A 14,432-nucleotide genomic window follows, 5' to 3' on the forward strand; every position below is an offset into this window, starting at 1 on the left:
CTCGGCTGAACGCTCTGCTGACGGCAGAGCCGCGGTCGTGCTGTCCCAGCGCCGCCCGGCGTACGGTTGCGCCATGACGCTCGACTCCGGCGCTGCGGCGCGCACCGCGATGATCATCGGCGGCACCGGGCAGATCGGCTCCGCCGCGGCCCGCCGGCTCGCCGCCGACGGCTGGTCGGTGCTGGTCGCCCACCGCGGCCGGCACCACGGCGACACCGGCCTGGCCGACCAGGACGTCACCACCGTCCGGCTCGACCGCGACGACACGGACGCTCTGCTGGCGCTGGCCCGAGGTCACGACCTGGTCCTCGACACGGTCGCGTACGAGCCGAAGCACGCCGACCAGCTCGCCGCGCTCGCGGGGGAGGTCGGCTCCCTCGTCGTCATCTCCACCGGATCGGTCTACACCGGCCGGGAGGGCGGCTACCTGGACATCGTGACCGGCCCGGACGACTTCCCCGACTACCCGCTCCCGCTTCGCGAGACGGACCCGACGGTCGACAACGCCGAGCGCACGTACTCGCCGCTGAAGGCTGCGATGGAACGCCGGCTGCTCGCGGTCGAGGGCCTGCCGGTGAGCATCCTCCGCCCTGGCGCGATCCACGGCCCGTTCAGCCCGGCGCTGCGGGAGTGGTACTTCATCAAGCGCGCGCTCGACGGCCGCCGAAGGGTGCTGCTCTCCGACGACGGCGCCAACCGGTTCAGCACGTCAGCAACCGTCAACATTGCGGAGCTGGTCGCCCTGTGCGCCGCGCACCCGGGGCAGCGCGTGCTCAACGCGGTGGACGAGGACAACGTGAGCGTCGCGGAGATCGCCCGCGCGGTCTACGCGGCCATGGACCGGGAGGTGGAGGTCGTGACCTTCCCCGGCGCACCGGTGGACGACGTGGGAGGCACCCCGTGGAGTGTGGCGCACCCGCTCCTGCTCAGCATGGCGGCGGCGACCGTGGAACTCGGCTACCGCCAGCCGGCGCCGTACCGCGAGGCCGTGGCCGACGCGGTCGACTGGGCCGTTCGCGAGGTGCGCGCGGGCGAGCTTCGCGGGGAAGGGTGGGAGCAGGTGTTCCCGACGCTGGCGCAGCGCGCGGCGGCGGACCGGTGGTTCGACTACGAGGCGGAGGACGCGTTCCCGGCGGCGCGGTGAGGGGACGCCGGGCGCGTGAGCGCGGCGGCGACGCCTCCGTAGAGGAACGCGAGCGGGGTCAGCAGGCCCCAGCCTCCGACGGAGGGGATGGTCTGCACGTTCGCGAGCGCCAGGACGAGCCACGCTGACGCACCGAGGGCGGAGAATCCGACTGCGATCCATACTCCCCGGCGGTCGGAGCGGCCGGCGCACGCGGCCGACACGACGGAGACGCTGCCGGTCACCGCAAGCACGAGCCCCGTCGGAGCCCATGAACTCGGAGTCCGGCCGCTCCACTGCGTGACCATGGTCTCCGGCAGCTCGTCACGGAGGAGCAGCCAGGAGACCAGGATGCCGAGCCCCGGGAGCCACACGGCGATGACCTGGGCGGTGCTGCGGATCGTGCGCTCCCTCGAAATGGACGAACCGCAAGGCTAGCAGCGAATCCGGCGTGTCTTATTTCACGCCCGCCTCAGAACACGTACTCCAGCAGGTCCAGCCCCACCGTGCGCATCCCGTCGATCACCGACAGTCGCGCCGGCAGCGCCGTGTCGTCGAAGTATGTCGACACCGCGTAGGTGACGCCCGCCCGCGGTCCGCGCAGCACGCCCACCTCGCTGCGCACGCCCGCGTCCGTGCCGGTCTTGTTGACCAGCAGGATGCCGTGCTCCGGGTGGCGGTGGGAGTGCGGGTCGAGGCCGAACGCGCTCGAGACCAACGAGAAGTCGCTGTTCAGGGACAGCCACGAGATCACCTGGCGGCTCGTCGCGGCGTCCACGACCTCCCCGCGGGCCAGCGCCGAGAACAGCCAGGTGAGCTCGTTCGCGCTGCCGACCGACAGCTGCGGGGCGTCGTCCGGGCCGCGGTGGTCGCGGACCAGGTCGAGGAGGGCGGTTCGGGTGAGGCCGAGGGACTCGGTGCGGGCGCTCACGGCCTCCAGGCCGACACGGCGCAGGAGGACGTTGGTGGCCAGGTTGTCGCTCGTCGCCCCCACCAGCGCGGCCAGGTCGGCGACGGGCAGTGCCGGGACCTGCAGGTGCTGCCAGATGCCGGACTCGCCCGCGATGTCCTGCGGCGTGCGGTCGAGCTGGACCAGCGGGCTGAGCTGCCGCGAGTTCAGGCGCGCGGCGACCTCCACCAGCAGCAGGACCTTGCCGATGCTCGCCGTCGGCATCACGACGTGGTCGTCCACCGAGAAGAGCACCTCGCCGGTGGAGAGATCGGTCGCGCGCGCCGAGACCTGGACGCCCTGCACGGCCAGCCGGCCGAGCGCGTCGAAACCGCGGGTGAAGACTTCGGAGGCGGCGGGCGCGGACCCGCGGTGCCGGCCGCGTCGCGCACTGGCGTGCCGGCGGCGGTGGTCGGTCTCCGGGGTCTGGATCGTCACAGTCGGGCTGGGTCTTTCTTCCGAGTCGGGAGCATCGGTCGGTGCTGCGGTCCCCCCGGCCCGCATCGCAGCAAGGGCGGGGCCCTCGACACGATAGGGACGATGTTACCCCGCTCGGGGGGTGGCGGGGCGATCCCTTTCGCGCAGTCCCCGGCGCGTCACCAGATGGTGACGCGCTCCTCGGGGGCCAGCCACAGCGCGTCACCGTCGGTGACCCCGAACGTGTCGTAGAACGCGTCGATGTTGCGGACGATCTGGTTGCAGCGGAACTCGTTCGGCGAGTGCGGGTCGATCGCCAGCAGGCGGATGACCTCCGCGTCGCGGCCCTTCTGCTGCCACGCCTGCGCCCACGACAGGAAGAAGCGCTCCGCGCCGCTCAGGCCGTCGACCACGGGCGGCTCCTCGCCGCCGAGCGACAGCAGGTAGGCCTTCCACGCGATGCCGAGGCCGCCGAGGTCGCCGATGTTCTCGCCGATCGTGAGGGCGCCGTTGACGTGGTGGTCCGGCACCTGCGCGGGCGCGAGCGCGTCGTACTGGGCGATCAGGCTGCCGGTTCGCTTCTCGAACGCGGCGCGGTCGGCGGCGGTCCACCAGTCGTCCAGCTTGCCGTCGCCGTCGAACTTGGAGCCCTGGTCGTCGAAGCCGTGGCCGATCTCGTGGCCGATCACCGCGCCGATCGCGCCGTAGTTGGCTGCGGCGTCGCGTCCCTCGTCGAAGAACGGGTACTGCAGGATGGCCGCGGGGAAGACGATCTCGTTGAAGCCGGGGTTGTAGTACGCGTTGATCGTCTGCGGGGTCATGAACCACTCGTCGCGGTCGATCGGCTTGCCGATCTTGTTCAGCTCGCGGTTGAACTCGAACAGCGCGGCGGCGCGGACGTTGCCGACCAGGTCGGTCGGGTCGATGACCAGTGCCGAGTAGTCGCGCCACTTGACCGGGTAGCCGATCTTCGGCGTGAACTTGCCGAGCTTGTCGAGCGCCCGGTCGCGGGTGTCCTCGCCCATCCACTCCAGCTTCTGGATGCTCTGCCGGTACGCCTCGATCAGGTTGGCGACCAGCGCGTCCATCGCCTGCTTGGCCGAGGGCGGGAAGTGCCGCTCGACGTAGATGCGGCCGACGGCCTCCCCCATCACGCCCTCCACGAGCGAGACGCCGCGCTTCCAGCGGGCGCGCATCTCCGGCGTGCCGGTGAGGGTGCGGCCGTAGAAGTCGAAGTTCGCGTCCACGAAGTCGCCGGTCAGGTACGGGGCGGAGTCGTGGATGATCTGCCACGCCAGCCAGTCCTTCCAGGACTCCAGCTTGTCCTCGGTGAGCAGGCCGGCGACGCCGGAGGTGAACGACGGCTGGCGGAGGACGATCTCGGAGAGGGCGCCCTGCGGGGCGCCGAGGCCGGCGGCCCAGCTGTCGAGGCCCGCCGATCCGAACAGCGCCGTAGCGTCAGCCCACGAGAACAGGTTGTAGGTCTTCTCCGAGTCGCGCGAGGTCACGTTGTCCCAGTGCTGCGCCGCGATCTCCACCTCGAGGTCGTACACACGCTGGGCGCGCTCCGGCGCGTCCTGGAACCCGGCGAGCTCGAACATCCGCTGCACGTGCGCGGCGAAGGCCTCCCGGATCGGGGCGAACCGCTCCTCCCGGAAGTACGACTCGTCCGGCAGCGAGATGCCGGCCTGCTCGGCGAACACGAGGTAGCGGCTGGGGTCGCCCGGGTCGTTGTCGACGAAGAGCTGGTAGATGCCGCCGACGCCGTGCCGCTCCAGCTCGCCCAGGGTCTTCAGGAACTCGGGGATGCTCGCGACGTCGCTCGCGATGGCGAGCTGGGCCTCGATCGGCTTCACGCCGAGCGCGTCGACGCGGTCCTCGTCGAGGAAGCTCGTGTACAGGTCGCCGAACTTGCGCTCTTCGGTGCCCTCCTCCGCCGTCTGGGCGGCCTCGACGATCTCGCGGACCGCGGCCTCCGACTGCTCGGCGAGCTCCATGAAGGAACCCCAGCGGGCCTTGTCGGACGGGATCTCGGTGCGGGCGATCCACGTGCCGTTCACGTGCCGGAACAGGTCGTCCTGCGGGCGGATCGTGGGGTCGAGTTCGTCGGTGGCGATGCCGGAGGAGAGCGTCATGCGCCCCAGCCTACGGCGCTGGCGGCCCGCCTGTCAGGTGCGCGCGCCGCCGGTGACGCGCGGGCGTGCCTGAGGCCGGGCCGCCGGCTGCGCGGGCGTCGCGCGGCGTGGACGGAGGCACGCGTACGAGTTGAGGAAGAGCGCGGCCAGGACGAGCTCGGCGAGGATCGAGACCGTGCCGGAGAGGCTGCCGTAGCCGGCGAGCGAGAAGCCGATGTTCACGACGGCGAGGAGCGCGTAGCCGGCGCCGAAGACCCCGGACAGGAGCGGCCGGTTGGTCATCCGCCACCACGGCCGGGCCGCGCGCACGGACTCCCCCGGCCCTCGGAACATCCGCGTCACCAGATACCAGCCGGCGACCTGCAGGACCGTCAGGACGATGGAGGCGACCTCTGAGTGGAGGGCGTCGAACAGCAGCGCGAGTGCCACGTTGACCGCGAGCAGCACCGCGATCAGCCCCGCCTTCCTGGCCGGAGTGGTGAAACGCATGTCGATCCCCCTGGTGAGTACGATCGCCAGCATTTCAGATGTTCACGGGCGGACGGCGAGGCACGCCGGTCAGTCAGGCATCCCGGGACGAACGGATCTCTTCCCACTCGTTCAGCATGTCCGGCAGCCGGGCCTGCATGAACCGGTAGAAGCCGGCCATGTCGCGCAGCCGCTCGGTCGCCGGGTCGTCCGGGTCGTCGACGGCGGCGAGCCCGGCGTCCGCCTGGTCGGCCAGGACGCCGTAGATCGGGCTGTTGCGGACCATCAGCGCGTACCAGTCGGCCGGCATCTGGTAGAGGTCGCGCCTGCTGCCGTTCTGCGAGAGCCGGCGCACGATCCCGAGAGTCTGGAGATAGCGCACGGCTCCGGAGATCGCGGCCGCGCTCACGTCGAGGCGCTCGGCGAGCTGCGCCGCCGTCAGCCCGGCGGAGTCGGTGACGGTGAGCGCCATCAGCACCCGGGCGGGCATCTTCGGGAACCCCGCGGCGGTCAGCACCGCCGCGGAGTGCTCCATCATCTCCGTCAGAGCCCGTTCGTCCCTGGCCATGCCCGTCCCTACCCGATCGCGAAGTCCCGGCGGCGGATGAGGGCCGCGGCGGCGGCGAGCGCGACCACCGCGATGCCGAACATCCAGTATCCACCGGTCCAGTCGACTTTCCCGACGACCACGGGGGCGTCGGCGAACGGGGAGAAGTGGCGCAGCCAGTCCGGGAGCTTGATGAGTGCGCCGAAGATGCCGATGAAGGCCCCGGCTCCGAGCGCGGCCCAGCCGACCGGGACGGTCCAGCTCGGCAGCACCACGAAGACCAGCGTCAGCACGCCGAGGTAGACGAGCGCCACCGGGAACTGCGCGGCCGCCGCGGCGAATGCGTCGTTGAAGGTGGACGCCTTCTCGCCCGCCGCCGTCGCCGACAGGCCCGCGGCGAGCGCGGCCGCCAGCAGCACGAGCACGATCGCGATCAGGCCGACCAGCACGAAGTCGAGCAGCCAGCGCACCCGGGAGACCGGGGTCGCCATCATCACCTCGGCCGAGCCGCCGACCTCCTCCTGGCGCAGCCGGATCACGGCCTGCACCGCGCACGCCGCGGCGAGGACGCCGACGATCGACATGATCGCGGAGAGGAACAGCGCCGTCATCGGGCCCGAGCCCCCGGCGCCCAAGTGGGCGACCGCGTCCCGGATGTTGCCCAGGCTGGGGTCGTTCGAGATGGAGGAGCTGACCACGCTGCCGAGCGCGCCGGCCAGGACGCCGGTGGCGAGGCCGCCGATGGTCCAGCCGAGGATTGTCGGCCACTGCAGCCGCCACGCCAGCCCCAGCGGGCCGTTCAGCATCGGCAGTGCGTTCGCCCGGCCCGCACGCTCGGGGACGATCCCGGCGCCCGAGTCGCGCACTGCCTGGAGGCCGAACACCGCCGCGATGAGGACGGCCGCGAAGCCGAGCTGCAGGAGCAGCGGCGTCCAGTCGTTGCGCACGTACGGCGAGAACTGCTCGCCCCAGCCGATCGGGCTGAGCCAGGTGGGCCAGCCGGAGACCATCGTCGTGCCGGAGCTCGTCACGGTGCCGATCGCGTCGCCGATCCCGCGCAGCACCCAGGCGAGCACGACGACCGCGGAGGCGAAGCCGTTGGCCCCGCGCGAGGTGCTCATCACCTGGGCGAGCAGAAGGCCGACCGCCAGGAAGGCGACACCCGCGCCGCCCACCGCCGCGCCCGCGACGAGCGAGCCGTACGCCGGGAGGCCGGACGCCAGGAAGCCGAGCGCGGTGGCCAGCGCGAGCACGATGTTCGCGAGGACGCCGTGGATGACCGTCGCGACCGTCGGGGTGAGCCGTGCCGCGGGCGTGGAGCCGACGAGCTCCGCCCGGCCGGACTCCTCCTCCGCCCGGGAGTGCCGGACCGCGAGGAACGTGTTCATCAGGCCGGCGAGCAGCGCGAGGAAGGTGTAGATCTCGAAGAACGTCACCGCCGCCAAGCCGGTGCCCTGCGGGAGGCCGCGGAGGACGAGGACGGTCGGGTTCGCGATCGCCAGCTTGATGAGCTCCTCGCGCCCGGTCGCCGACCCGTACGTCGAGTCGATGCTCGCCGCCGAGAACAACGCCAGGAACGCGATGCAGAGGATCCAGATGAGGAGCTGCCAGCGGTCGCGGCGCAGGCGCTGCCGCAGCAGGACGCCGAGGGTCGCGACGCGTCCGCGTTCGGGGACGGCGGTGTGGCCGGCACGGGTGGCCGGGCGGTCGGTGGTCGTGGTGCTCATCGCCCCTTCGCCTCCGCCTCCAGCTTGTCGACGCCGGCCAGCTCGTCGCCGTAGTGCCGGAGGAACAGCTCCTCCAGCGACGGCGGCGCGACGGTGAGGCTCTTCGCGTTCAGATCGGCGAGCGCCGCGAGCACGGGCGGGAGGCCGTCACTGTCGGCGGTGAACTTCACGCGGCCATTGTCGGTGCGCAGGTCGTGGGCGTCGGGGATGCGGGCGAGCTGCTCGTCCGTCATCCCGTCGGCGGCGAACGAGATCTCGGTGCGGGTGAGGTGGCGGAGCTCGTCCAGCGTGCCGGACTCCACCGTCTTGCCTTCGCGGATGATGCTGACCCGGTCGCAGAGCTGCTCGACCTCGGAGAGGATGTGGCTGGACAGCAGCACGGTGGCGCCGTCGCGGGAGATGCGGGCGATCTCGGCGTTGAAGGTGGCCTCCATCAGCGGGTCGAGCCCGCTCGTCGGCTCGTCGAGGATGTAGAGGTCGGCCGGGGTGGCGAAGGCGGCGACGAGCGCGACCTTCTGCCGGTTGCCCTTGGAGTAGGCGCGGCCCTTCTTGGTCGGGTCGAGCTGGAACACGTCGATCAACCGCTTCTTGCGCTCGGCGTAGGCCGCCTTGTCTGCGGTGCCGCCGCGCAGCCGGGCGAGGAGGTCGATGGCCTCGCCGCCGGACAGGTTCGGCCAGAGGCTGACGTCGCCGGGGACGTAGGCGATGCGCCGGTGGAGGGTGACGGCGTCCCGCCAGGGGTCGCTGCCGAAGACGCGGGCGGTGCCGCCGTTGGAGCGCGCGAGGCCGAGCAGGATGCGGATCGTGGTCGACTTGCCCGCGCCGTTCGGCCCGAGGAATCCGTGCACTTCGCCTTCGGTGACGGTGAGGTCGAGCCCGTCGAGTGCACGGACCCTGCCGAATCGCTTCTCGAGGCCCGAGGCCTCAATCACTGTGGTCATGCGCGTGAGTTTACGCGCGATTCAGTAATTTGTGAAAACTTCTAACGGAATCCTTACGTGTCGCCGGCTCAGGTCGGGACGCACTGGAGGTCGTCGATGCCGGCGTACTGGTGGGTGGAGGCCGTGTCGGGCACCGTGTACGTGTACGGGACGCCCGCCTGCAGCGACACGGTGTCCGTGTGCTCGTCGATCGAGTCGCCGTCGACGGTGTCCGCGAACCCGACGATCACTTCGGCGCCGGGGCAGTCGCGCTGGGAGGTCAGCACGAAGGTCCAGCCCTGCTCGGGCTGGATCGTCACCCCGTCGATGACGTAGCTCTGGTCGGCCGCAGAGGGATCGGAGCTCGACGGGTCGGACGGGGCGGTGGGCGCCGCGGCCGATCCGTGCTGCGCGGCCGTGCCCGCGGTCCCGAGGCGGGTGTTGCCGGCCAGTGCGATGACGACGACGAGGAGTGCGACGAGGACCAGGGCGGTGCTGCCGAGGGCGACGCCGATGATGGCGCCGTTGGAGAGGGGTTTGCGGGGAGGGAGGGGCGCGGCGGCGTAGCCGGGGTAGGGCGGTTGCGGAGGGTAGGTCGGCTGCTGAGGGTAGGACGGTTGCTGGAGGTAGGGCGTTTGCGGCGCGTAGGGCTGGGGGTACGGCTGCTGCGCGCCCGGCGCCGGCGGCACGAAACCACCCTGTGGTGCGGCGCCCTGCGGTGCGGCACCCTGTGGTGCGGCACCCTGCGGTGCGGCCGGCGACGGCATCCCCGCACCCGGCTGCGGCCTGAGCCCGATCGGCGTCGTGGCGGCCTGCGGCATCCCTCCGCCCTGCGGCGCAGTGGTCTGCGGCGGCCGCCAGCGGACTCCGGCGAGGAGTGCATCCCGCGCCCGAGCGAGCGCGTCGACCCCGGTGACGTCGCCGGGCGGGACGGTCGCGACCCGCGCGGCGTACGCCTCGTGGATCTGGCCTTCGGTCGCGTTCTCGGGGAGTCCGAGCAGCCCGGCCGCCTCCGCGGGGGTCACGGGCGCACCGCTGCGACGCCGGTCCGGCGTGGGATCATGCGCTCTGGCTGCTGCATGCGTTGATCGTAGCGGCCGGCCGCGACCCGGGACAGAGCCGACGCGGCGCCGATCCAGGGGCCACGATCCAGGGTCACCAGCGGGCCGGGAGGACCCTCAGCACCCCGCCAGGATCCCCTTCAGCGCCGCACCCTCCGCCGCCGTCACCCACAATCCGTACTTCGCCTTCACCGACACCTGCCGGGCGGCGTACTCGCAGCGGAACCCGCGGTTCGGCGGAAGCCAGGTAGCGGCGTCGCCCGCGCCTTTCGCCTGGTTCGTCGCCCCATCCACCGCCAGGAGCTCGAGCGGGTCGTTCGCGAGCTGGACGCGCGTCTGCTGGCTCAGGCCCTGGGCTCCGGTCTCCCACGCGTCGAGCAGCGCCACCACGTGGTCGATCTGGACGAGCGCGGACGTCTGGACCCCGCGTGTGAACGCGATGCTCCGGCCGGTGTACGGATCGTTCAGGGTGCCGGTGAGGACCGTGCAGTCCGTTCGCCGGGTGACGGCGGAGAGGTCGCGGGCGAGGATGTCGTCCCGGGTGTCGCAGCCGTTCTTGTCGACGTCGAGCCACGCCTCGCCGAACCGGGCGACGCGATCGTAGCCGGTCGCCGGGGCGCGACCCTTCACGGGGAGCCGGGTCAGCGCGGCGCGGGCGCCGGACGCGTCGAGCAGGCCGGCCGCCGCCCGCGCTCCGGGCGGTGCGGCGACCGGCGCGGTCGTGGCCGTCGTGTCGGAGGCGCCCGCCCCAGGGTTCGCCGGCGCAGCCTGCCCGTCTCCGCCGTGCAGCGCCGCGTAGCCTCCTGCGCCAGCGAGCGCGATCAGGAACGCGACCACGGCGACCGGCCACGACGCCGCAAGTCGGCGCCGGGTGGACGTCCTGGTCACAGGAACGAGTCGTCGCTGAGGCCGCGGTGGAGCCCGCGCCGCGAGATGTGGACTCCCGGGCGCTGCGCGGTCGCGATCTCACCGAGCTCCCGCATCACGCGGCCGTAGTACGGCGCGGCCGTGGCGTTGCGGTACGCGCCGGGGTTGAGGTCGGCCTCGTTGCGCAGCCGGATCTCGGCACGGGCGGCCTCGATCGGCGCGATGACCTTCGCTCCGCTGCGATAGCGGATGAGCCGGTGCACCCACTGGTCCAGAGCCTCCGGGAGCCCCGTCGGGACACGATCGTGCTCGGCCGCGAGCGAGGTGCGCGGACCTCCGGTGCTGTCGGGAGCGGTGGCGTACCGCTCGCGCGCCGGGGCGTCCTGCGACCGCCGTTCGGAGCGGAGCACGGCCAGGAGGTCGTCGCTGCGGTTGGCCTGCTGGGCGAGCACGTTCAGCGCGTCGACCGCCGAGGTGTACTCCTCCTCGTAGCCCGAATAGTCGGCCGGGTGAGCGGACCGGTCGTGGACCAGGTCGGTGCGCGCCGATGCCGCCTGCCCCTTGGTGAGCACCGTGCGACCGTTGCGGACCCGGTCGAGACGCCAGGACCAGGTGGACAGCAGTTCCGGCATCAGGTGGCTCATCCCTCCACTGTAGGAACAGCCACCGACAACGGATCGACCGACACGACGTCCCCGGGCCGGGCCGCCGTCACCGGTCCGCCGAAGTGCGTCGACGCCCGTGCGATCGCGTCTGCGGGCTCGAGGCCGAGGGCGAGATGGGTCAGCAGGAGCCGTCCGGCCCGCGCTCTCGTCGCGAGCGTGCCGGCGTCCTCCGGGGTCAGGTGGCTGCCGTCGGCGCGGTCGGCGCCTGCCTCCGCGAGCAGCACGTTGCCTCCCGCGGCGAAGGCGGTCAGGCCGGGCGAGAGCACGGCGTCGCCGGTATAGACGAGGGAGACGCCGCCGGCCTGCGCACGTAGCGCCCAGGCGGGGACATCGTGCTCGACGGGCTCCCACGCGAGACGGAGGCCGCCGATCACCGCGCCCGCCCGGTCGGCAAGCGACTGGAACGCGAAGACCCGGTCGAGGTCGCGCGCCGCGCCGGCCCCGAAGAAGCCGAGCAGCCGGTCCCGGAGGTCCGGCGGCCCGAACACAGGGAGCGGTTCGCGGGCGGGGAGGTCGCCGAACGCGAGCGCGTAGTAGAGCGGGAGCAGGTCGGCGGTGTGGTCGGCGTGCGCGTGCGAGATCCAGACGGCGTCGAGACCGGTGAGGTCGCGGTGCCGCTGGAGCTCGGCGAGGGTCCCCGGCCCGGCGTCGACCCAGACCGTGGCGGCGTCGTGCTCGAGGAGGTAGCCGGAGCACGGGGACGCGGGGGTCGGGTAGTGGGAGGCGGTGCCGAGGACGGTCAGGCGCATTGAGCGATGGTAGCCGGTAGCGTTGTCCCCGCCGTGAACGTCCTCCCCCGCCGCCCGCTCGACCGCGAGATCCTGCGTCTCGCCGTCCCCGCGCTGGGCGCGCTCGTGGCCGAGCCGCTCTTCCTGCTGGCCGACTCCGCGATGGTCGGGCACCTCGGGGTCGCCCCGCTGGCCGGGCTCGGGATCGCGAGCGCCGTGCTGCAGACCATCGTCGGGCTGATGGTGTTCCTCGCCTACTCGACCACGCCAGCGGTCGCACGCCGGCTCGGCGCGGGCGACGAGCGCGGGGCTGTGGCCGCCGGCGTCGACGGGAGCTGGCTGGCGCTCGTGCTCGGGATGGTGCTCGCGGCGGGCGGATGGGCGGCCTCCCCTCTGCTCGTCGGGCTGTTCGGGGCGTCCGCCGAGGTCGCGTCCCAGGCGGAGACATACCTCGCGATCTCGATGCTCGGGCTCCCGGCCATGCTGCTCGTGTTCGCGATGACCGGGCTGCTGCGCGGCCTCCAGGACACCCGCACGCCGCTCGCTGTCGCGGTCGCGGGATTCGGCGCGAACATCGTGCTCAACTTCTGCTTCATCTACCTGGCCGGGCTCGGCATCGCCGGGTCCGCACTCGGGACCGTCGTGGCGCAGTGGGCGATGGTCGCCGTGTACGCGGTCATCGTCGTCCGGCACGCGCGACGGGTCGGGTCGCCGCTACTCCCCCACCATGCCGGGATCGGCCGGACGGCGCGGGCGGGAGGATGGCTGTTCCTCCGCACGGCGAGCCTCCGGGCGGCGATGCTGCTGGCCGTCTTCTGCGCGACGCGGCTCGGACCGGACGAGCTCGCCGCGTTCCAGGTGACGATGACGGTGTTCGCGACGCTCGCGTTCGCGCTGGACGCGCTGGCGATCGCCGCGCAGGCGCTGGTCGGCAAGGGGCTCGGCGCCGGGGAGCTCGACGATGTCCGGGAGGTTCTGCGCCGCTGCGTGCAGTGGGGTCTCGGGGCCGGCGTGGTCCTGGGGGCGGTGACCGTCGCGCTCAGCCCGGTCGCCGCGGGACTGTTCACGAGCAGCCCGTCCGTGGCGGCGCTGCTGCCGGCCGCGCTCGCCATCATCGGCGTCAGCGCGCCGCTCGGCGGGTACGTGTTCGTGCTCGACGGGGTGCTGATCGGGGCGGGCGACGCGCGGTATCTGCCGCTCACGGGCGTGCTGAACGTGGCCCTGTTCGTGCCGCTCGCGCTCGCGGTCGTCGCCTGGGGGTCGCACGATGCGGGCGGCCTGGCGGCGCTGACGGCGGCGTTCGCGTTCGGGTACCTGGGTGCGCGGGCGCTCACGCTCGGGTTGCGTGCGCGCGGGCGCACCTGGATGCGCCCCGGCGCGGAGCGCTAGCGCGCCCGGGGCCACCCAGGACATTCGTGCCGAATCGCGGCTTACGCGACGCGAAACGCCACATTCGGCACGAATGTCGCGCGGCTCAGGCCAGCCACTCCCGGGCCGCGACCACCAGGGCACGCACGCCCACGTCGATGGTCGGCTGCGCCACCGGCGCGAAGAACGGCGAGTGGTTCGACGGGATGTCCGTCTCCACCGTTCCGGCCGCGATCGCCGCGCGGACCTCCTCCGGTTCGCCCCCACCGAGCAGCCAGTAGACGAGCGGGACTCCGGCGGCCGTCGCCAGATTGCCGACGTCTTCGCTGCCGGAGAGCGCGCCGGGCTCGAGCACAGCCTCCGCCCCGAACTCGGACGAGAAGGCGGCGTTCACGCGGGCCGTGGCCTCCACGTCGTTCACGGTGACCGGGTAGCGCTCGCCCCACTCCGTGATCGGCTCGTGCGGCGATCCGCTGGCCTGCAGCTCGGCGCGGAGGATGCGGTCGACGCCCTCCAGCACACGCTCGCGGACGGTCTCGTCGAAGCTGCGGACGCTGATCCCGAGCGTCGCCGAGGGCGCGATGATGTTGTTCTTGGTACCCGCGTGAAGGGTGCCGACCGTGACGACAGCGGTGTCCTGCGGGGCGATCTCGCGCGACACGACGGTCTGCAGCCGCATCACCGCGGAGGCCGCCATCACGACAGGGTCGATGGTGGTCTCGGGGCGCGAGCCATGGCCTCCCCGGCCGCGCAGCGTCACTTCGAACGCGTCCACGGCGGCCATCGCGGCGCCCGGATGCGCGCCGACCATGCCCGCCGGGAACGGGGTGACGTGCTGACCGAGCACGATGTCCGGCGCCGGGACCTTCTCGTACAGGCCGTCCTGGACCATCACGTCCGCGCCGCCGCCGTGCTCCTCCGCCGGCTGGAACACGGCGACCAACGTGCCCGACCACTCGTCGGTGGAGGTCGCCAGGCGCTCGACGGCACCGAGCAGGCAGGTGATGTGGATGTCGTGGCCGCACGCGTGCATCACGGGAACGGGGTTGCCGTCGTCGCCGGGCGCGGTCTGCGTCGACGCCCACGGCAGCCCGGTCTCCTCGCGGACGGGCAGCGCGTCCATGTCGGCGCGCAGCAGCACGGTCGGGCCGTCGCCGTTGCGGAGCACGCCGGCGACGCCGGTGCGGCCGATGCCGGTGTGCACCTCCAGGCCGAGGGCGGACAGGTGCTCGGCGACGATGCCGGCGGTGCGGTGCTCCTGGAACGAGAGCTCGGGATGGGCGTGGAGGTCGCGGTAGAGGGCTTCGAGGTCCATGGGGTCCACCCTATGCGGCCGTCGGCAGCGGAGGACTTCGGACCCGACACGCCGGGAGAACGCGGGGAACGGAGGAGATGCGGGGGTTGGGAGGGCGGAAATCCTCCGGTGGCGACGGCAGCTGGGGTGAGGGTGCCGGGTG

General features: G+C 72.6%; 14 protein-coding genes. 2 read left to right on the plus strand and 12 right to left on the minus strand.

The features are described from left to right. The first annotated feature begins 73 nt into the window (after nt 1-73). Complete coding sequence (locus F1C12_RS13935) at nt 74-1,144, plus strand: NAD-dependent epimerase/dehydratase family protein (RefSeq protein WP_219732616.1); 1,071 nt, start codon at nt 74-76, stop codon at nt 1,142-1,144. On the opposite strand, the gene F1C12_RS13940 is transcribed toward F1C12_RS13935, so the two are convergent. The 11 genes from F1C12_RS13940 to F1C12_RS13990 all read right to left on the minus strand — a co-directional run bounded on the left by F1C12_RS13940 (nt 1,108) and on the right by F1C12_RS13990 (nt 11,628). Further along, entirely contained in the window at nt 1,108-1,497 is a 390-nt protein-coding gene (locus F1C12_RS13940; protein ID WP_185275541.1) for a hypothetical protein, read from the minus strand. The two genes, F1C12_RS13935 and F1C12_RS13940, sit on opposite strands and share 37 nt — an antisense overlap. Before the next feature lie 98 nt (nt 1,498-1,595). Then, entirely contained in the window at nt 1,596-2,510 is a 915-nt protein-coding gene (locus F1C12_RS13945; protein ID WP_185275542.1) for a serine hydrolase, read from the minus strand. 158 nt (nt 2,511-2,668) lie between these two features. Beyond that, the gene (locus tag F1C12_RS13950; protein ID WP_185275543.1) at nt 2,669-4,624 is read right to left on the minus strand and encodes a M13 family metallopeptidase; all 1,956 of its coding nucleotides are present in this window, start codon (nt 4,622-4,624) and stop codon (nt 2,669-2,671) included. 33 nt (nt 4,625-4,657) lie between these two features. Then, entirely contained in the window at nt 4,658-5,113 is a 456-nt protein-coding gene (locus F1C12_RS13955; RefSeq protein ID WP_258045901.1) for a hypothetical protein, read from the minus strand. 73 nt (nt 5,114-5,186) lie between these two features. Continuing rightward, on the minus strand, nt 5,187-5,660 hold the full coding sequence (locus F1C12_RS13960) for a GbsR/MarR family transcriptional regulator (RefSeq protein ID WP_185275544.1): 474 nt from the start codon (nt 5,658-5,660) through the stop codon (nt 5,187-5,189). Between the two features lie 8 nt (nt 5,661-5,668). Further along, entirely contained in the window at nt 5,669-7,366 is a 1,698-nt protein-coding gene (locus tag F1C12_RS13965) for an ABC transporter permease (protein WP_185275545.1), read from the minus strand. After that, on the minus strand, nt 7,363-8,307 hold the full coding sequence (locus F1C12_RS13970) for an ABC transporter ATP-binding protein (RefSeq protein WP_185275546.1): 945 nt from the start codon (nt 8,305-8,307) through the stop codon (nt 7,363-7,365). The genes F1C12_RS13965 and F1C12_RS13970 overlap by 4 nt, the downstream gene beginning before the upstream one ends. Before the next feature lie 68 nt (nt 8,308-8,375). Then, the gene (locus F1C12_RS13975) at nt 8,376-9,311 is read right to left on the minus strand and encodes a hypothetical protein (protein WP_185275547.1); all 936 of its coding nucleotides are present in this window, start codon (nt 9,309-9,311) and stop codon (nt 8,376-8,378) included. A 153-nt stretch (nt 9,312-9,464) separates the two neighbouring features. Then, nucleotides 9,465-10,235 (minus strand): HNH endonuclease family protein, encoded by a 771-nt coding sequence (locus F1C12_RS13980; protein ID WP_258045902.1) that lies wholly within the window; start codon nt 10,233-10,235, stop codon nt 9,465-9,467. Beyond that, entirely contained in the window at nt 10,232-10,858 is a 627-nt protein-coding gene (locus F1C12_RS13985; RefSeq protein ID WP_185275548.1) for a hypothetical protein, read from the minus strand. The genes F1C12_RS13980 and F1C12_RS13985 overlap by 4 nt, the downstream gene beginning before the upstream one ends. Then, entirely contained in the window at nt 10,855-11,628 is a 774-nt protein-coding gene (locus F1C12_RS13990; protein ID WP_185275549.1) for an MBL fold metallo-hydrolase, read from the minus strand. The genes F1C12_RS13985 and F1C12_RS13990 overlap by 4 nt, the downstream gene beginning before the upstream one ends. Before the next feature lie 6 nt (nt 11,629-11,634). Between F1C12_RS13990 and F1C12_RS13995 the strand changes: the two genes are divergently transcribed. Further along, nucleotides 11,635-12,996, plus strand: a complete 1,362-nt coding sequence (locus tag F1C12_RS13995) for an MATE family efflux transporter (protein WP_185275550.1) — start codon at nt 11,635-11,637, stop codon at nt 12,994-12,996. An 85-nt stretch (nt 12,997-13,081) separates the two neighbouring features. Here F1C12_RS13995 and F1C12_RS14000 read toward each other — a convergent pair whose 3' ends face one another. Beyond that, nucleotides 13,082-14,290 (minus strand): amidohydrolase, encoded by a 1,209-nt coding sequence (locus F1C12_RS14000; protein ID WP_185275551.1) that lies wholly within the window; start codon nt 14,288-14,290, stop codon nt 13,082-13,084. Nucleotides 14,291-14,432 lie beyond the last annotated feature (142 nt).

The sequence above is a fragment of the Leifsonia shinshuensis genome, assembly GCF_014217625.1.
In the GTDB taxonomy this organism is placed as follows: Bacteria; Actinomycetota; Actinomycetes; order Actinomycetales; family Microbacteriaceae; genus Leifsonia; species Leifsonia shinshuensis_A.